This is a genomic window from Candidatus Thiodiazotropha sp. LNASS1 (assembly GCF_964212655.1).
Lineage (GTDB): Bacteria > Pseudomonadota > Gammaproteobacteria > Chromatiales > Chromatiaceae > Thiodiazotropha.
On record NZ_OZ156465.1, the window covers coordinates 4,714,277 to 4,733,723 of the forward strand.

The 19,447-nt window shown below is 53.5% G+C and carries 13 protein-coding genes; 7 read left to right on the forward strand and 6 right to left on the reverse strand.

The genetic code is table 11. The features are described 5' to 3' along the window. Positions 1-186 precede the first annotated feature (186 nt). From AB8516_RS21055 to aat, 3 genes are read right to left on the reverse strand one after another with little or no spacing between them, the layout of a single operon-like run. A complete protein-coding gene (locus tag AB8516_RS21055) occupies positions 187-4,014 on the reverse strand; it encodes a beta-propeller domain-containing protein (RefSeq protein ID WP_369163165.1) in 3,828 nt (1,275 codons plus the stop codon). Positions 4,015-4,070: 56 nt separating this feature from the next. Beyond that, the gene (locus AB8516_RS21060) at positions 4,071-4,841 is read right to left on the reverse strand and encodes an arginyltransferase (protein ID WP_369163167.1); all 771 of its coding nucleotides are present in this window, start codon (positions 4,839-4,841) and stop codon (positions 4,071-4,073) included. After that, entirely contained in the window at positions 4,835-5,554 is a 720-nt protein-coding gene (gene aat / locus AB8516_RS21065) for a leucyl/phenylalanyl-tRNA--protein transferase (protein WP_108292408.1), read from the reverse strand. Before aat ends, AB8516_RS21060 begins: the two co-directional genes overlap by 7 nt. Positions 5,555-5,791: 237 nt before the next feature. Here aat and AB8516_RS21070 point away from each other — a divergent pair, with 237 nt between their 5' ends. Together AB8516_RS21070 and AB8516_RS21075 are read left to right on the forward strand one after the other, a co-directional pair. Further along, positions 5,792-6,460, forward strand: a complete 669-nt coding sequence (locus AB8516_RS21070) for a flagellar brake protein (RefSeq protein WP_108292406.1) — start codon at positions 5,792-5,794, stop codon at positions 6,458-6,460. 122 nt (positions 6,461-6,582) lie between these two features. After that, entirely contained in the window at positions 6,583-6,867 is a 285-nt protein-coding gene (locus AB8516_RS21075; RefSeq protein ID WP_369163170.1) for a hypothetical protein, read from the forward strand. Between the two features lie 59 nt (positions 6,868-6,926). Here AB8516_RS21075 and AB8516_RS21080 read toward each other — a convergent pair whose 3' ends face one another. After that, entirely contained in the window at positions 6,927-7,883 is a 957-nt protein-coding gene (locus tag AB8516_RS21080) for an acetylxylan esterase (RefSeq protein WP_369163172.1), read from the reverse strand. A gap of 134 nt (positions 7,884-8,017) precedes the next feature. On the opposite strand from AB8516_RS21080, the gene AB8516_RS21085 reads away from it, so the two are divergent. Further along, complete coding sequence (locus AB8516_RS21085; protein WP_369163173.1) at positions 8,018-10,030, forward strand: cyclic nucleotide-binding domain-containing protein; 2,013 nt, start codon at positions 8,018-8,020, stop codon at positions 10,028-10,030. A 12-nt stretch (positions 10,031-10,042) separates the two neighbouring features. Here the strand turns inward: AB8516_RS21085 and AB8516_RS21090 are convergent, their stop codons facing one another. Then, entirely contained in the window at positions 10,043-11,260 is a 1,218-nt protein-coding gene (locus tag AB8516_RS21090) for a ribonuclease H-like domain-containing protein (RefSeq protein ID WP_369163175.1), read from the reverse strand. 22 nt (positions 11,261-11,282) lie between these two features. Beyond that, complete coding sequence (locus tag AB8516_RS21095; protein WP_369163176.1) at positions 11,283-13,682, reverse strand: DEAD/DEAH box helicase; 2,400 nt, start codon at positions 13,680-13,682, stop codon at positions 11,283-11,285. Positions 13,683-13,748: 66 nt separating this feature from the next. On the opposite strand from AB8516_RS21095, the gene lexA reads away from it, so the two are divergent. The 4 genes from lexA to gshA all read left to right on the forward strand — a co-directional run bounded on the left by lexA (position 13,749) and on the right by gshA (position 19,396). Next, complete coding sequence (gene lexA / locus AB8516_RS21100; RefSeq protein WP_369163178.1) at positions 13,749-14,345, forward strand: transcriptional repressor LexA; 597 nt, start codon at positions 13,749-13,751, stop codon at positions 14,343-14,345. 146 nt (positions 14,346-14,491) lie between these two features. Continuing rightward, a complete protein-coding gene (locus AB8516_RS21105) occupies positions 14,492-15,352 on the forward strand; it encodes a DUF4743 domain-containing protein (RefSeq protein WP_369163179.1) in 861 nt (286 codons plus the stop codon). Between the two features lie 150 nt (positions 15,353-15,502). Next, the gene (locus tag AB8516_RS21110; protein WP_369163181.1) at positions 15,503-17,590 is read left to right on the forward strand and encodes a carboxy terminal-processing peptidase; all 2,088 of its coding nucleotides are present in this window, start codon (positions 15,503-15,505) and stop codon (positions 17,588-17,590) included. A 180-nt stretch (positions 17,591-17,770) separates the two neighbouring features. Next, complete coding sequence (gene gshA / locus AB8516_RS21115) at positions 17,771-19,396, forward strand: glutamate--cysteine ligase (protein ID WP_369163182.1); 1,626 nt, start codon at positions 17,771-17,773, stop codon at positions 19,394-19,396. Positions 19,397-19,447 lie beyond the last annotated feature (51 nt).

Below are 19,447 nucleotides of genomic sequence, written 5' to 3' on the forward strand. Positions count from 1 at the left end.
CCAGCTCAAGTGAGTGCCAAACTGTTAAAAAACAGCCGCAAATACTCGCGAATGATTTTTTTAGTCCGCAAATGAACGCGAATAAACGCAATTGTGTTATGTGCTGTTATGTATACGACCGGACAGGATCAGACCCATGGCCAGGGTAAGTGGCATTAACGTAAAAAATAGATGTCTCAGGTAGCGCTAATAAAGATAATCGTTATTGTCACTCGGCAGTTCGATCTCCGCCAGGTTGGTGTCCGGTGCCGCGAGGTCGTTGACCAGTAATCCCCGGCCGCTGATGGAATAGATATAACTGTTCATTGCATCATCGGCGACAAAGAAACTCCTGCGTACGCTCTCGGGGTAGTAAAAGTTCGGGCTGTTTGGATCCTTGTAGAAAATGTCATGGTCGATGGCGGCATAGGGTTGGATACCCGCTTGCGCAGTGACCCTGAACAGTTCCAGCCCGTTGAATATGTCGTTGTAATCAAATGTGGTACCTGTTTGACCCCATTCCGTTATTGGGATAGCTAGCATCTTCTCCTGCTCGAACCAGGTGAAGGCGTGATGGTTGTAGGCGGCTTCGGTGTAACTTCTAGAGCCGATAAGATGGTCATATAGCAACGCAGGCTGGGCGAAATCACTGATATCGAACAGGCTGAGCTTGATACTTCTGCCTTCACGGCCGACGGCAAGAATCATATCCCCCTCGATGGGGTGCAGGTAGGTGGAGAATCCCGGTACCTCCAATTCACCTGCAACCAGCGGATTTCTGTTATCGCTGAGGTCCAGGGTGATCAGAGGATCGATCTGTTGGAAGGTCACCACATAGCCCTTCTCCTCATCGAAGCGCACCGCATAGACCTCTTCACCGGGTTTGCCGAGACCTTCCAGATAGGCGCGCTCTGCCAGTTGCTCTCCCGATTGGGCCAATACATAAAGCCGGTTGTTTGTTTCCCATGACCGCCAGTCCCGCTCGGACGTCACCAGGCGCAACACACCCTGGTGTTCATCCATGGCGAATTGATTCAGCAGATGGCCCTCGACACGACCACTGGCAAGATATTGGGGGGATGATTGAAGACTGAATTTATGGATGGTGGTGGTAACTGTGAGATCAGCTCCCCCTAGCATCACAGGCAACCAGGTCCAGAAATTGTCCTCGACACTGGCGATGTAGAGATTGTCCTGACTGGCGTAGACCAGACCGGTATTGCCCAGTATGGTCTGGCTGGAAGTATCAGCCAACGGGTTGGCCAGATCGAAATTGAGAATCGTCAGGGTACCGGTGCCGTTGGGAATTTCAGGCCGATAGATTGCGTCACAACCACAGATCGCTGAGGTGTCGGGTTGAGTCTCTGTCCCGGGAGCAGTGTTATCTGACTGAATCGGCAGCAGTTCATCGATCTCCACATTGACGGGATCGTCAAGCGCAGGGTTCAGATCGATTAACGCGCTAACAATCAGGTAGACTTGCGGACCGATTCTGCGCGCATCCACATAGCTCGATTCGAGTACCGTCTCCCTGATCAGGGCAGGTTGCTGGGGATTGGTGACCCGGAACATTGTGACCTTGGTCATTTGATAAACTCTGGGTGCGAAATCCGCTGCAAGACTCTGGGCGAATTGTGGGTGGCTGGACTGCGACATATCACTCACCACCCAGACGATATCCTCATAGAGAAACAGCGCCCTGGGGGTGCCATCGATCTGCGTTCTCGACAATTCCCGGCTTTCGGCAGCCGGCCAGGTTTGCATAATCACCAGATTACTGCCGGATAGCAGGTAGGTATGGTTGCCGGTGGTCTTGATGAAGTCCGGCTCATCCACGCCGGCGACCTGATTATTTGTACCGGTTACGCTATTGACGGAGGGTTGTGATTCACTTTGCCCCGAGTCAAAATCCGGCAGAGGGGCGGGTCCTGATATGGGGGCGCTGCTGAAATCACCACCGGACGAGGCGCCTACATAAGACAAAAGATCATTCTGTTGGCGATTCGTATCGATCAGAAATGACTTGACTTCATCACATGTATCGAATCGTGTCAGTTGCGCTTCGTTGAAGAGATAGACATTGTCACTATCGGTTGGCAGTTCTATCTCTGCCAGGTTTATATCCGGTGAGGCGAGGTCGTTGACCAGAAATCCACGGTCGCTGATGGAGTAGATATAACTGTTCATTGCCTCATCAGAGACAAAGAAACTTCTGCGGATCCCCTCGGGATAGAGCCATCTCGAGTTGTTTTGATTTCGATAGAAAATGTCGTGGTCAATGGCGGCATAGGGTTGTATGCCCTGTTGCGCGGTTACTTTGAACAGCTCCAGCCCATTGAATATGTCATTCACATCAAAAATCGCTTCAAGCGCCGAGCTGTTCCAATGGGTCACAGGAATAGCCAGCATCTGCTCCTGCTCGAACCAGGTGAAGGCGTGATGATTGTAGGCGGCCTCGGAGTAGCTGCCGGCGCCGATTAAATGCTCATTGAGCAACACCGGTTGGGCGAGATCACTGATATCGAACAGGCTCAGCTTGATACCGTTGGTATCGGTATCCTGACCGATGGCGAGGATCAGGTCCCCCTCGATCGGGTGCAGATAGGTGGAGAATCCCGGCACCTCCAATTCACCTGCGACCAGTGGATTGCCGGTGTCACTGAGATCCAGCGTGATCAGGGGGTCGATCTGTTCAAAGGTCACCAGGTAGCCCTTGTCCTCATCGAAGCGTACTGCAAAGACACTCTCTCCAGGCTTGCCGAGACCATCAAGCACTGCGCGCCGCATCAGTTGGTCACCCAACTGTTCCAGGACATAGAGTCGGTTTTCAGGATCGGCATCACTCCACCAGGCCTGTTCGGTGGTCACCAGGCGCAATGTACCCTGATACTCATCCATGGCGAATTGGTTGAGCAGATGGCCATCGACACTTCCGCTGGCAACATATTGGGGATTCGATTGAAGAGTGAATTTATGGATGGTGGTGGAGGGTGTCGGATCCTCTTCCCCTTCCATCACCGGCAGCCAGAGCCAGTTTTGGTCCTCCACACTGGCGATGTAAAGATTTTCCTGACTGGCGTAGACCAGGCCGCTGTTACCCAGTATGGTCTGGCTGGAAATGGTTGCCAGCGGGTTCGCCAGATCGAAGCCGAGAATCGTCGTGGTGCCGGTGCCATTGGCAATTTCGGGTCGATAGACTGCATCACAACCACAGATCACAGAGGTAGTGGGGTCACTGTTCGCCGAGGGAGCTGTGTTATCGGCCAGGGAGGGCAACAGCTCATCGATTTCGACATTCTCGGGGTCCTCAAGCACAGGGCTCAGATCAAGTTGTGCAGTGACAATCAGATAAATCTGTTGCCCTATCATGCGCGCATCCACATAGCTTGATTCAAGTACGGTCTCTCTGATCAGGACGGGCTGTGCGGGATCGGTGACCCGCAGCAGAGTGACCTTGGTCGTCTGGTTGGTTCGGGGTGCGATATCAGCCGCCAGACTCTCCTCGAATTGGGGATAGCTCTGGTGCGACAGGTCACTCACCACCCAGACGATATCGTCATTTAAAAAGAGCGCCCTGGGCGAGCCATCGATCTCTGTTCTCGAGATCTCCTGGCTCTGATCCGCCGGCCAGGTCTGTAAAATCACCAAATTCCCGCCAGAAAGGAGGTAGGTATAGTCGCCACTTGTCTTGACAAAATCCGCCTCATCCACACCCGCGACCTGATTGTTCGTCCCGCTTACACGATTGATTGCGGGCTGCCCTGAGCCACTATCCGTGGTGGTTTCTGGGGAACTGCTAAAGTCATCCTGGGGTATAACCGCTGAGTTTTGCACATAGGCCGAAAGCGCACTCTGCTGCGAACTTGTACTGATCAGGTATGACTTCAATTCGTCACAATGATCGAATCGTTTCAGCGCTACATCAGCTTCAACAGGTGTGGTCTCTCCACTATCGGAGGAGTTGCAACCACTTAAAAGAGAGAGGAGAGTGCTTAGCAGGACAGCGGAGATGCTGCATCTAATCGGTTTGGACATCAATGTCTCCAGCGAAGTATCGCTTACCAGGGATGGAATAGTTTGCCAGCTACAGGTCAGACCCTGTCATTCGTTTCGTAGCCGCGATTCCCGATTTCAGTATGATCTATCCACTGTTGCCCTGTCCAGGCCTCAAACGGACGAAAGCGGGACTTGTAGCTCATCTTTTCGCAGTTCTCGATCCAGAACCCGGGATAGACCCATTTCAGGCCGAGTCCACGCGAATAGTCAATCTGCCACAGCAGGGCGAAGATGCCCAGGCTGTCCTGTGACATGTCCGGGTCGAAGAAGGTATACACGGATGAGGTGCCATTCGGTAGCAGATCACTGACCGCAACGGCTGCCAGCTTGCCGGCCTTACGGAATTCGATAAATTGTGTTTCAGCCCATTCGCAGGTCAGAAATTGAGAATATTGCCCCGGGCTGTTGCATGCCATGGCACCATCGGGATGACGCTCCAGCAGGTATCGCTGGTAGAGATGATAGTGTGCTTCATTGAATCCGGCGGGGCCAGGGTTCACTTCGTAAAGTGACAGGTTGCGTTTCCAGATGCGGCGTTGACTGCGAGATGGTTGAAACCGTGCTGTCGGTATCCTCAGGGAGATGCAATCATTACATTGCGGGCAAGCAGGTTGATACAGATAGCAGCCGCTGCGACGAAAACCCCGGTCTATCAACTGTTGATAGAGATGTTGAGTGACTTTCGCATTCGGATCGAGAAACAGATTGCGTGCCTCACGACCAGGTAGATAGGAGCAGCCGTGAACCTGGCTCATGTAGAGAGCATAACTCGCCTCCTGTTCGAATCCTGGAGGTGGATTCAGCATATATCGGCCTCTGGAAAGTGCCTGCCCTGGTCAGCCCAACTGCCTGTTCGTCCTTCGAGCCGGGTCCAGCGATGGAGGTCGGCGCAAAAACTGGACCTGGGTATCTCTTCAGCTCCCAGACTGGCCAGATGATTGGTATAGACTTGACAGTCGATCATCTTGAATCCCCACTGAGTCAGTCTTCGACTGAGGTGAACCAGAGCGATTTTTGAGCTGTCGGACGTACGGCTGAACATCGATTCACCGAAGAAGACAGCGCCTATGGCCATGCCGTAGAGGCCACCCACCAACTCGTCGTTGCGCCATACCTCAACGGAGTGTGCCATTCCCAGCTGGTGTTGCTGGCGATAGGCATCGATCATCTCGGGTACCAGCCATGTTCCAGGCGAGTTTTCACGCGGCGCCGCGCAACCCTTGATCACAGCCTCGAAGTCTTGATCAAAGGATACTTTATAGACCTTTTTTTTTAGTACTTTTCTCAGGCTGCGACTGATTTTTATCTTTTCGGGATAGAGTACCGTGCGTGGGTCCGGTGACCACCAGAGTATGGGTTCACCCTCTGTGAACCAGGGAAATATTCCCAGCTGATAAGCCTGAATCAGCCGTTGAGGCGTTAGATCGCCGCCCACCGCCAGCAACCCGTCCGGCTCGCGTTCCGCGAGGGAGACGTCAGGAAATGGCGTATCCGGATTGTCGTCAAGCACAAAAATCATCGTTTGCCGATTTAAAGGACTTAAACTAATCTTAACAGCTACTTGTTTTTAAAATAAAAAATTCGCATTATGTAAAGACCTGTAAACGCTGGGTATATAGTCTCTGCCGGGTCAATGTGTGTTTACATGCCCTAGACTGACAAATGCTTGCCACTGATTGTTATGTGCTGAATCATAGCAGCTGGTTTTAGTCGATTTGTGATTCAATATTAACATAAGCCGCTTGGGAGTGAGGCCTTGCCAGACAGTGTCAGATACTTGCAGATTGGTGATGTACTGCAGTTGCAGTGGGCGTCACCCAATGAAAACGCCGAGCGCTTTGCGGCCACCCTGATCGGCTTTCTACCTGGTCACAGTCTGGTGATCACGACACCCCGTAAACACGGAAAACCGATTATCGTACGCGATGGTCAGAGTTTTACGGTCAGGATGTTACAGGGCAGCAATATATTCGGTTTTGTTTCACAAGTCCTGAATGCATCATCTAAACCCTATCCACATGTCCATCTCTCCTATCCGTCGGATGTAGAGAGCGCCGTCGTGCGCAACGCACCCCGGGTGCCGACTGAAATAAATGCGGAAGTTGTCTGGCCCCAGGGTGCCTCGGGGGGGGAGAAGAAACGATCTGTCATCATTTCCGATATCAGTAGTACGGGAGCCCGGATATTAGACCGGCAAACGCTTGGTAAAGTTGGGGATGTAGTTCAGGTGATCTATACCTTGTCGGTATGTGGTGGGGAAGACATGCTGAAAATCATGGGTGTGATTCGTAATATTCGCGAGACGGCAGGCAGGGATGGCAGAAACACCTTTGTCCATGGATTGGAGTTTCGCGGTCTGAATCGATTTCAGCAACTGGTACTCTGTTCCTATGTCTTGGGTAGTATCGCCAGGGAGCGAGGCTGACGTTGGATCCGGCTGACCGGTCGACCCCCTCTTTCGGGTGCCGCTGACAAGCGACATAGGCACAGCACTGTTGTATCCTGACAGTCGGCTATGATCTGTATAGTGGTTTTGAGATTTTGCCTTTGAATATGTTGATCCTGGTCTACTATCTTTTCCTGCTCATCTGTGCCGCCATGGGCGTATTCTTTTTTGCACTCTATATCCGCTCAAAGCAGGGCCTGCAGGCGCTGTCTTCCGTGATGTTGCTACTGCCCGTTGCCTATGAGACCTGGGTTTTGGAAAACTGCACAGGCGAGTGCAATATCAGAGTCGATCTGATTGTGCTGTTTCCTGTTGAATTACTGCTTCTTTCCACGCTCTCTCTCTACTCGTGGAGGCGATATAAAAAATACTCTGCGCATAAATGATAAATGTTGTTGTCTGGCTTCGATAAGGATGGAAGAGCTTCAATTGCGGTAGAAAGCTATCAATCGAAAAGGAGGGGTTTCGATCCAAAATCCTCGCTGATCCCCTCAATCGTCAGTGTCAACCAATATTGTTCAAAACGATCCCAAAGACGCTCCTCCGGCAGATCGGTATGGCTGACGGGAAACTCCATAATCTCCTTCTTTCCAACCAGATGGTTGGTAATGGCATAGACTGTCTTGGCCGGCACCACATCATCTTTGAGTCCCAGGCCGATGAGAGCGGGACAGTGCACGCTATCGGCAAAATTGACAGGATCAAAGTAACGCATCACCAGCATCACATCATCCAATCGTTCCGGATGGTTGGCGAGATAGTGATTAATCTGTGCGCCGGAACCTGATTTGACGAAGATATAGCGCCCTTCAGTCCAGCCGAATGTGGGAACACCTACCGCCAGCAGGTCGGGCGATCCCAGTACCGATGCGGATTTGAGTGCCAGTGCACCTGCAAAACTGACACCCTGATAGGTATGGTGGGTGGTCGGGTTGGGGAGCAGTTGCTCAGCGACTCTTGCGCCTTGAATGTAATCGCAGACGGCGCCTCTTATCACTGAGGTCTCCGGTGCTTGGATGCCCGTCAATACCCAGCCCCAGTGAGAGTACTCTCGAAGTGCGTCATGAGAGCGGCCGAAGCCACGAATATCCACGCCAAAGCAATTCAGACCGGAGCTCACCCATGACCATTGAGGCATGCATTGAGAGCCGTAACCGTGGCTGTAGACAACCAGCGGTCGTGGTAGATCATCCTTCCAATGAGTGAGCAGCCCGGTAATGCGCACATCGTCCAATGACACAAATTCCACATACTCCAGTAGAAGTTCCGGATGGTTGGGCGAATGTTCCACGCCTGCGATTATCGGATCCGGATCGATGTTCTCCAGTTTGTTCAGCGTCTCCCGCCAGAAAAGATCAAAATCCCTTGGCTTGGTGTGTTCCGGTTTGAATTGGCGCCGCATATATCTACTATAGATTAGTAATAGGGGTGTGGTTAGTGGTGCAGGGCCAATAATATTGTCGTTTGAATATTCAAATCACATCGATGTTGAGAAGAGACAATAATAAGTGACATGCTCTTGAAAGGGTGATCGTGATGATGGATGCCTCTGAACTTTCCGAACTTGCATTCTTCCATGATATCGACAGGGATGTGATCGACTTTCTGGCTAAAGGCTCCGAGGTGCGGCAAATGGATCAAGGGGAGATTTTACTGCACCAGCATGATCGTGCCATCGCACTCTATTTTTTAGCAACTGGAAAGGTGCAGTTTCTGATCCATGTGGCAGGTATGGATGATCTTCTTGTCGGCACCGACAGTGAGGTTGGGGCACTGATTGGCTGGTCTGTGTTTCGCGCACCCTATCGCCATACGGTGACCGTACGCTGTGAAACAGAGTGCAGTTTTATACGTATTCCGAGAACACTGTTAACTGAGTTGATGGGAGGGTCACCGCTCATCGCCTACACGCTTTTACGCCGTGTGGCGATAGTTCTTGCGCATCGACTTGAAAATAACAGGGACCGCCTGATCGCCAGTAGCGGTGTCGAAGGGAGAAACATGGTGGAACCTGCTGCCGCAATGAGAACCCGGGGATCAAACCCGTTTGTCGAGTTCGAAAACCTGGGCAGCGATCAGGAGTCAACCTTCAGGTTTCTGCGCCACGTCACTTTTTTTGAAGCCATGCCGGATCATCATTTACGATCCATGTTGTCATTGGGGCAAATGATTCGCGTGAACCCTGGCACAACACTGTTTCAGCAGGGAGGTGAGGCGGAGAAGTTCTACCTGCTTGTCAGCGGACGGATCGAACTCTGGTATTGCAGCAGTGATGGCAAGATCTGTTTTTTTCTCAATAGTCTGGAGAGCACAGGGCAGGCATTCGGCTGGTCCGCTTTGGTCGAACCCAATCACTATCAGGTATCCGCAATCGCCAGTGATTCAGTCTGTGCCCTGGTATTCACAGCTGAAGCATTGACGGCTCTGTGTCACCGGGAACCGTTGTTCGCAACAGAACTAATGGAAAGGGTGATCTGGTTGATCGGCAATCGGCTGCGTATGGCCCGTACCCAATTGATTGCAAGGCGCTATCATAAAGAGACATTGGCTGTAACGGCGTTACTGGAACAGAATGCCGCTACCCTGCATGTGACTTCGCCACTGCATAAAATCCCCTATCTATTGGAAAACAGACTGACCCTCTCCGATGCATTCGGTACCTTGGAACTGATCCGTAATCATGGCGAGGATGAAAATGAGCGCAACCTGGCGAGGCTGTCTCTGGATATCCTGGAAAAGGTGCACGATGAACTCCATTTTTATCAGGGACTGCAGCGTATTTATGAAAGCGTTGCCAATGCTCCCGAGGATCAGACACCAAGGGAAGTGCGACATCACTGTATGCGAGCGTTCCGGGCGTTGTTCGAGCAGACCCACTATAACGTGGCTGGCGAGGAGCACCTGCCAGACTCCTCAGGGCATCTGTTTATCATGAATCATCTGGAGAACCATACCGATAATATGCTGCCAAATGATTTTCGCCTAACCCTGGACACCCACTTCGTGTCGAGCATGGTGATCTACCCGAAATATCATGAAGCACCGATCAGGGTGGTGAAGAAGCCGGAGCTCGACTGGTACGGATTTCAACAATATTTCGACCGCCTTGAGTATCTCTATGTCTACCCTGGCGAGGTCGATGAGGAGGATCGTGATCATCACCTGACCCGCGAGCAACGCAACCGCCAGTTCATTGAACAGGCACTGGAAAGGCTGCAACAGGGGGACAATATCATTATCTGTCCGGAGGGACGCTGTTACTACACCGAGGAGTCACCCGGTCCGTTCAAGGCCGGGGTGTTTCGTCTGGCGCTGGCGGCCGACATAGAGCCACTGATCGTACCCATCGCGGTCGCCAATTTCGACAAGCGACTGACACGTACCTGTACCGCGGCCACCGTCTTTCCCCCTTTCAAAGTGAGCGACTACATAAACGATCCGGATGATGCCGAGTCCTTGTCCGAATTTATTCTGACCGTCAACGAATGGTATAAGGGCTATGTCAAGCAGGCTATCGAACTGACGCAGAGATGCGAAAAGGCACTTTAGGGTCTGTTAACACTAATCCAGTGCTGGTTGTATCTCCTGACGATGGCGCTTGAGTAAGATTCGGTTCAACCGCCGCCGTTGCTCATCGTCGACGGGGAGCAGCTCACAGTAATATTTTGCATTCTCCAGATCCTTGCTGATGTGCTCATGATATTTGGCAAGTTGTTCTGTAGCTTGTCGACAGCCGCCACGGGATAAGGCTTCCCATATCTCCACTGCCAACTCCCAGTTGCCGAAACGCCTGGCTAGTCGACCCAGTAACCTCTTACCACTGATTGACAGTGTCTGCCGCTGGCGCATTAACAAGGTATAGGCAGCAGTCTTGTCGCTATCCGTCAACCAGCGGGCGAGGGCCGCAATGTCTGCGTTATGGCGTTCCGGTTGCTCAATCACCCGAGCCAGGACAGCGTGGGCCATGGGGAGAGAGATGATATCCTGAAAATTGTGATCCACCACCCGCGCTAGTCGCGCTGTAGCACCCGTTGTTACACAATCGAACCAGGCTTCCGGGGCTTCCGAACCCGGCAGGTCGTTGTGTCTTTTCAGACCGAGCAGGCGCTGTTCCAGCGTCATCAGCCGGCAATCCGGCCAATTGCGGCCAAACAGTCGGCGCACGGCATGCAACAGGTCCAGGTGAGGCAGCCGATCCAATATGGCTGGTATATTCCGCATGCGGTAGCGGGTATTCATCAGGGGAATGTCGTAACACTTGCCGTTATAGCTCACCAGCCGATCATCTGGGCTGAGTATACTGTTAATCCTCTCGAGCATGGCATTTTCGCCGGCAAAGCGGGTGATCAGGTACTGGGTTGTCTCAAGGTTCTCCTGCTCAACCACTGCAAAACCGAACAGGAAGGCGAGGGTGCCGCTACCCCCCGAGAGTCCGGTGGTTTCGGTATCGAAGTAGACCTGGCGGCGGTTGGCCAGCACTCTGTCTCCGGGCAGGACGGGTCGTTGTTGCAGTAGCGAGAGAGGATGGCGGCCCATTGATCCATGCAGGGGTATATGACGCTGTATCTTGATCAGACCATCGCTGATTTGGTACCCCTTCAGCTGTTTTGCCAGTCTCTCCTCTATTGACTCTTGTCGCCGCCCTTTCGCATCATCAGAAAGTCGTGCCCGGTCGATCCGTGCCAAGCGATGTCGCAGATCCGTCGCAGATGCAACAGGCTGTTGCCCTCGATCCTTTTTCAGTGCCCTCAGACGGCTGAGTTTTGTTACGAGTGTCATTGTCGGTTATGACCTGTTGACACTACATCAGGAGTGAAAGCACTTCGAGTGCGGCCTGTTTGGGCGAGTAGCCCCGCATCTCGTCGCTGGCCAGGATAGGGCCGATGCAGCTGGGGCAGCCATGGTTACAGCTGCAGTCAACGACAAGCCGCTTCGCTTCATGAACGATGGTCTCACGGCTCTCGCAAAGCGGTGATGAGAGTCCGATGCCTCCAGGATAGTTGTCGTAGAGAAACAGCGTGGGAGTGAAGCGATCCAGCTGCGCCGGATCAATTCGCTGGTCCTCCCTGTTGCGCAACTCTCCCCGTCCACCGGCATGTACTGTGGCGAACCAGCGGGCGTTGCCGTCACCCACCGCCTTGCCGATATCTCCGGGTTCGGAAAGCATGTGCATGGTGGCGACGATATGAAGTGCATAGCTGGCGCCGAGAAAGCCGTCCAGGGCAGTCTGTCGTGAGTGGAATGCAGCCTCCAGCGCCTGTGGATTTATCTGCCACCAGACGGCGGTGGTGTGCATCTCCTGATCCGGTAGCTCGATCTTGCCATAGCCCACGTTATCGTGACTGTAGTAGCGAATCTTTTTGTAGCCGGTTATGCGCTTGACAAGATGGACCTCACCCTGGGCCACGCCATGACGGGCATATTCGTGCTTCTCGAAAGACTCCAGAATCTTAAGGCGTGTATAGTCTATGGCATCGGTGTAGTAATCGGTTCGGGTGCGGGTAACGAATGCCTTGCGTCCCTCCCAATCGAGTCGCTCAACCTGATAGGGAGTGGATTGAACCATGTAGATGGCGCCTTCATGGATGGTCATCGGTGCGGAACTGTAGTCGACTTCGGCAATCACGGTTTTTCCGCCCCCGGTAGTATCCACCACCACGAAATTACCCTCCGCCACCGATCGCAGGCTGATACTGTTGGCGGGGTAGCTGTCGCTTATCCAGTGCCACTCATCCGCCTCCCGGTGCAGGATGCCATGTTCCTCCAGATAGGCGAGTAACTCGCTCAGCGGTTGGTCGCCGAACCGCTCTCCATCCTTGAACGGCAGTTCGAAGGCGGCGCAGCGAACATGATCAAGCAGGATCAGCAACTGATCGGCATCGATACGTGCCTGTTCCGGTGAGGCGCCAAGGAAGAAGTCGGGATTGCGAATAATGTATTGATCCAGCGGCAGGCTGCTGGCCACCAGCACGCCAACCGCTGTGCGCTGGCGTCTGCCGGCGCGTCCCAGGCGCTGCCAGGTGGCGGCAATAGTGCCGGGATAACCGTTGAGGACACAGAGATCGAGGGCGCCGATGTCCACTCCCAGTTCCAACGCTGAGGTGGAGACCACACAGTCGAGTTGCCCTTCACGCAGTCGCCGTTCCATATCGCGCCGTTCAGCGGGCAGGTAGCCGCCACGATAGGCGGCTACCCTGGCTGGATGTCTGGGGTCCCGGTCAAAGGCATCCTTGAGATACTTGGTCAGTACTTCAACCATCAGGCGTGAGCGGGCGAAGACAATGCTCTTTAGCCCCTGACCCATTGCCAGTTTGGTAATACGTGTGGTCTGGGAACGGGCGGATGCACGCATGCCGAGATCGGCATTGACCACCGGCGGGTTCCACAATAACAGGTGCTTGCCTCCCTGCGGTGCGCCGCTCTCGGTAATTGCATTGACTTCGTCTCCGATCAGTTCATGCGCCAGTTGGGCGGGATTGGCGATAGTGGCGGAGCAGAGGATGAACAGAGGGTCTGAGCCATAGAAGCGGCAGATACGCCGCAGACGCCTCATTACATTCGCAACGTGGGAGCCGAATACGCCGCGGTATGTATGCATTTCGTCGATCACCACATAGCGCAAGGACTCGAAAAACTGAGCCCATTTGGTGTGGTGGGGCAGTATCCCCTGGTGCAACATATCCGGATTTGAGAGCACCATATCACCACGGGTCCGCACCGCCTTGCGCGCATCCCCCGGCGTGTCGCCATCAAAGGTGAAAGTACGTAGGCCCAGTCCGGCTGCCTGGTTGAGGGCAGTCAACTCGGCCACCTGGTCCTGGGCCAGGGCCTTGGTGGGGAAAAGGTAGAGGGCTTTGGCCTGCGCCTGCAGCACCTCCTGCAGTACCGGCAGGTTGTAGCAGAGGGTCTTACCTGATGCCGTAGGGGTGACAATTACTGTATGCCGACCACTCCGTACCGATTCCCAGGCCGCAGCCTGATGCGTGTAGAGTCGCTTGATCCCGCGCTTTTGCAAGGCATCGGAGAGCCGCTGGTCGAGATCATCGGGCAGTGGGCGGTAGTTACCCTGCTTGGCGGGGAGTATCAGTTCGCCTGTGATACGCTCTCCATATTCGCTACGCAATTTGGCGGCCAAATGGTCAGCTGGATCAAGCCGGGTAACCGGCTTTGTGGCAGTTGTGGCTGCAATGGGACTAGTCATGGTTGTTCTCTTCCTGTTCTCCTGGTATAGAATAGAGAACAACCGGAGAACAAATCAAGGATCCCGATGAAATTGACCCGACGCCAGCAGGAGATCTACCAGACCCTGCGCGACTGTATCGAACACTATGAGCATGCTCCCACCTATGACGAGGTCTGCAGGTTGCTCGGGCTGAAATCCCGGGGTTCGTTACACAAACATATCCAGGCGCTGGTAGAGGCGGGCTTGGTGGAGCCCATGGAGGGTCTGAAACGGGGTATTCGCCTGGTTGAGCACGGTGTGGAGCAGGGCATCCCCTATCTCGGCCGCATCGCTGCCGGCAGGCCCATCGAGGCCATTAACAACGCAGAGCCGATGCAGGTTCCCGATGAGTTGCTGGGAAAGGGGCCATGTTATGTGCTCCAGGTGTCGGGGGATTCGATGATCGATGAAGGCATCCACCACGGTGACTATGTGGTTATCGAGCAGCAGGAGCATGCGCAGAATGGTGATATCGTTGTGGCATTGATCCATAACGAAGAGGCCACACTGAAGAGAATCGAGCAGCGTCCGGGTGAGATTGTACTTCATCCCGCGAACCACTCGATGAGTGCGATGGTCTATCGGCCGGAAGAGGTCAGCATACAAGGGGTGCTGCGGGGGCTGCTCAGATCCTATACATAACGGGGCAACAGCTTGATCAGCCTGTTGGATGGGTGTTAACAGCCCCGCGTGCACGGTTGTATGATTGTCTCTTCGCCGCAGTCACGGATCGGATGATATGACTGTGTAAAAACCAAACCACTGGAGACGAAAGCGTCCATCAATCCATGAGCTTACAAGGGTATCTGCGCCATATCGAGCGCCTAAATCACTGGAATCCGAGGAACTTCAAATCGCTCTTCTTCCAGGGGCAGCGTATCGGGCGTCTAAAGCAACCCGTGTGGAAGGCCCTCGGTCAATGGTCCGATGCCTTCAGACAGGGTGATGAGGGTCTTCATCTCCAGGGTCACTACGACAGCTTCGAAGCCCGTACCGGACTGTTTGCGGAGATCACCTCGACCTTGGTTGATGAGGGGGTCATATCCCATATCCACGGTGAACAGTATCCGGTTACTCATGCCGGCAGGGAGACGGCGATTGCCACGATGGATCGTGCCAGCGCCCCCTATTTCGGATTGCGGGCCTATGGTCAACATCTGAATGGTTTCGTACGCCATGGGGAGACGCTGAAACTCTGGATCGCAAGACGTGCGGCCGACCGGCGTAACTTTCCCGGTTGTCTGGACAATATGGTGGCAGGGGGGCTGCCCCACAACATCTCCCTTGCCGAGAATCTGCGCAAGGAGTGCATGGAAGAGGCCAATGTGCCTCCATCGCTGGCGAACCGAGCGATCTCCGTGGGTGTTCTGACCTATTGCACCGAGACAGCTGTCGGACTGAAACCCGATACGCTCTATTGTTATGATCTCGAGCTCCCGGGTGATTTCCTACCCCGGAACAGTGACGGCGAAGTGGCTGAGTTCATGCTGCTGCCTGTAGACGAGGTGGCGAGACTGGTTGCAAAGACCGATGAATTCAAGCTCAACTGCAATCTTGTGGTGATTGACTTTCTAGTGCGCCATGGGATTATAAATCCCGAAACGTCCGGTTATCTGGATCTGGTACAGGGTCTGCACGAGAATATATAGGCGGGTGGGGCTTTATCTTGCGGTCCAGTACACCTTTTAGGCACTAAATTGAACCAGTGATGCGGTAATCCAGTCCAATCCTAGTCCTGTTTACTATGATGTATAGTCAAGCGCTGACTGTTAAGGCGCAAAAAAAGGCCAGGTAGTTACATGAAATTTTTCAAGGTTATTCTGCTCAGCTCGCTGTTTCTGTTCAGCAGTACGGCGCTATGGGCCAATCGCCAGGTTGTCCCGATCAGCGAACTGCAACCGACTCCGGAGCAGCAGCAAACGGCAAATGTCATCGTCAAGGTTATCGAAAAATACCATTACAAAGAGGTGGCGCTCGACGATGCCATGTCTAAGATGATCCTCGATCGTTACTTTGACGCCCTCGATCCCAACCGCTCTTTTTTTCGCGCCAGGGATATCGTTCGTTTCTCACTCTATCAGGATAAACTCGATGACTACCTGAAGAATGCCAGAATCGAGCCTGCCTTCGAGATTTTTCGCCTCTATCGCAAGCGTGTAGCGGAGGCGGTGGCTCATGCGCAAAAACTGGTTGATAAAGCGTTCGATTTCACAATCGATGAGAGTTATCGATTCGAGCGTGACAAAGAACCCTGGCCTCAAACCCGTACTGAACTGCAGGAGATATGGCGCAAGCGGGTAAAGAATGATTTCCTCAATCTGCGGTTGATGGACAAAAAAGACGATGAGATTCGTAAAACCCTGCGTGAACGCTATAAACGTCTGTTGAGCCGGGTGGAGCAGTTCGATACCAACGATGTTTTTCAGACCTTCATCAATGCCTATACCCTGAGTCTGGAACCCCATACCAGTTATATGTCGCCGAGCACATCGGAAAACTTCGATATCAGCATGCGCCTCTCCCTGGAAGGTATAGGCGCAGTACTCAAGGATGAAGACGGCTTTACCGTGGTCCAGAAGACAGTGATAGGCGGACCCGCTGAACAGAGTGATCTGTTGCATTCGGGTGATCGTATTGTCGGTGTCGGACAGGGGCTGGAGGGTGAAATCATCGATATCGTCGGTTGGCGATTGCAGGATGTGGTGGAGCAGATCCGTGGTCCCAAGGGCTCGGTCGTCAGGCTCGACATCCTGCCAAAGGGGACTGAAACCGGTTCCAAGCGCAAGACCATCACGCTCGTGCGCAATAAGATAAAGCTTGAGGAGCAGGCGGCGAAAAGCTATATCATCGAGGACCTGGACGGGATGAAGGGTATGCGTATCGGTGTTGTCGAAGTGCCGACTTTCTACCGTGATTTCGCCGCCGAGGCGAGAGGGGATGAGGATTTCCGCAGCACCACCAGGGATGTTCGCAACCTCCTGGGTGATTTGAAGAAGCAGGGTGTCAACGGCATCGTCATCGATCTGCGGGAAAACGGTGGCGGCTCGCTATCCGAAGCGACCGAACTGACAGGGTTGTTCATCGATTCCGGGCCCGTGGTTCAGATCAAGGACGCCTTCGGTAAGATCGAGATCGAGCAGGATCCGGATCAAACCATAGCCTACGAGGGACCTTTGGCGGTTCTGGTCGATCGCAACAGTGCCTCCGCCTCGGAAATATTTGCCGGTGCCATCCAGGATTACAAGCGGGGCATCGTCATCGGCGAACCCACTTTCGGTAAGGGAACTGTGCAGACGCTGGTGGATCTGGGGCGCTTCGTACCCGGCCGCAAGAAAGACTTGGGCAGATTGCGACTGACCATGGCGCAGTTCTTCCGCATCAATGGCGGCAGCACCCAGCACCGGGGAGTGGTGCCCGATATTCAGTTTCCAATGGCGAAATTCTCAGAAGATTTCGGGGAGCGTTCATTGGAGAATGCGCTGCCCTGGGCACAGATCAGACCGGCCAATTTCGCTACCAAAGGGAAATGGGCCGTACCCCATCTCATTGATAACCACATGAGCCGGGTTGAGCATGATCCCGGATTCGAAATGCTGGTCGATCGGGAAAAACGCTTTCAGGCACTGGACAAGCGTACTGAGACAAGTCTGCTGGAGAGCCGCCGCCGGTCTGAATGGGATGATCGAGAGCAGGAGCAGCTAGTGCACAAGAACAGGTTCAGGGCGTCGCAAGGCTTGCAGGCTATCAAATCCATCGACCAGGAAGACATAGATGTTGATGTTGATGACAAGGAGTCGGAAGCGACACAACGCATCGAGTTGAACGAAGCGGCCCGCATTCTGACGGACTCGATCCGAATGCAGGCGCCCAGGGCGGTGATGCGCTAGTCTGTAAAGGCATGCTTCAAAATGACAATTGATGGTATGATGCGTGCCTTCAGTCTACGCCCCTGTGCGGCATAAATTCACCTGGCCTGTATATTGCCTCATTGCATGTTTACAAGTTAAGTCAGAATCATCAATTTGGTTCCGGCCTCAATCCAATCTATTACATGGACTGCTCCCGGTTTGTATACGACACTTGAACAACGTTTGGAAAAACTGCGTCAAGCAGATCAGGCCGGGCTGCTGAGAGGGGGGCTGATAGGTCTGGAAAAAGAGGGGTTGCGGGTATCCCCGTCCGGCTGTATCTCGCAAAACAGACATCCCGGGGCGTTGGGGTCCGCCCTGACCAACAGGTACATTACGACGGATTACTCCGAAGCCCTGACCGAAATCATCACGCCACCTTCAGCGGATCGTGAAGAGCCGTTACGGTTTTTGTCCGAGGCGCACCATTTCCTCTACCAGCACCTGGGTGATGAGATCCTCTGGTCAACCAGTATGCCCTGCATAGTCGAAAGCGATGAACTGATTCCGATCGCAGAATATGGCGACTCCAATGCCGGTATGATGAAAACCGTCTACCGCAGAGGGTTGGGTCACCGCTACGGCAGAGTTATGCAGGTGATAGCCGGGGTCCATTTCAACTACTCTATACCACTGCCGTTCTGGCAGGTGTTTCAGCACTTGGAACAGGATGAAACACCGATACAGTCTTTTATTTCGGAATCCTATTTTGCCATGCTGCGCAACCTGCAGCGGGTCGGCTGGCTGATCCCCTACCTGTTCGGGGCTTCACCTGCAGTATGCAAATCCTTTCTCGGAGGCAGACTTACCACGCTGCAGGTGTTTGATGAATACAGTTACTACTCCCCCTATGCCACCTCTTTAAGGATGGGGGATATCGGTTACCAGAACAGTAAGGAACAGGGTACCGGTATCAAAGCCTGTTACGATTGCCTCAACGCCTACATCGAGACCCTCTCTCGGGCCATCGAAACACCCTGTCCGATCTATCAAGCCATTGGGGTCAAGGTCGATGGTCGTTATGAGCAGCTGAACGCCAATATTCTGCAGATCGAGAACGAGTACTACAGTACGGTGCGTCCCAAACAGATTCCCGAGATGATGGAGAAACCGATCCATGCCCTGCAACGTCGTGGAGTACGTTATGTGGAATTGCGCTCCCTGGATGTGAATGCCTTTCATCCACTGGGTATCGCAGAAGAGCAGATCTTTTTTATCGAGGCCCTGATGCTGATGTGTCTGTTACACGCAAGTCCGGTGATCAATGTGGCGGAACAGAAGGAGATCGACTGGAACGAGTTGACGGCCGCCCACCAGGGAAGAAAGCCCGGATTGATGTTGCAGCGTAATGGAGAGAAAGTTGCTTTGCGGAGTTGGGGGTTGGAAATCTGCGACGCCATGCTGCCCCTATGCGAACTATTGGAGGCGGGCATGCCGAGCAATCCCTACAGCGAAAGCCTGATGATACAGCGCTATCGCCTGCAGGATGCCGATCTGACTCCCTCGGCGCGCATGCTCGCGGAGATGCGTGGCAATGGGGAGAGTTTTTTCCAATTTGCCCAGCGTATGTCGAAGCAGCACCAACACACCTTTATGCAGCAGGAGCACTCAAGTCAGGATCAACTGTTGCTGCGTCAGGAGGCGACCGATTCATGGCAGCGCCAGCGGGAGTTGGAGGCATCAGACAGAGTCAGTTTTGATCTGTTCCTGGAGGACTACTTCGCCCAACAGCTCGATGAGGACCTATCCCGCAAAGTAGAAAAGAGAAGCATATCGGCAAGCTGAGTTGTAGAATGGCGCTCATGTAACGACACAACGAATCAGAAAAACTATGAA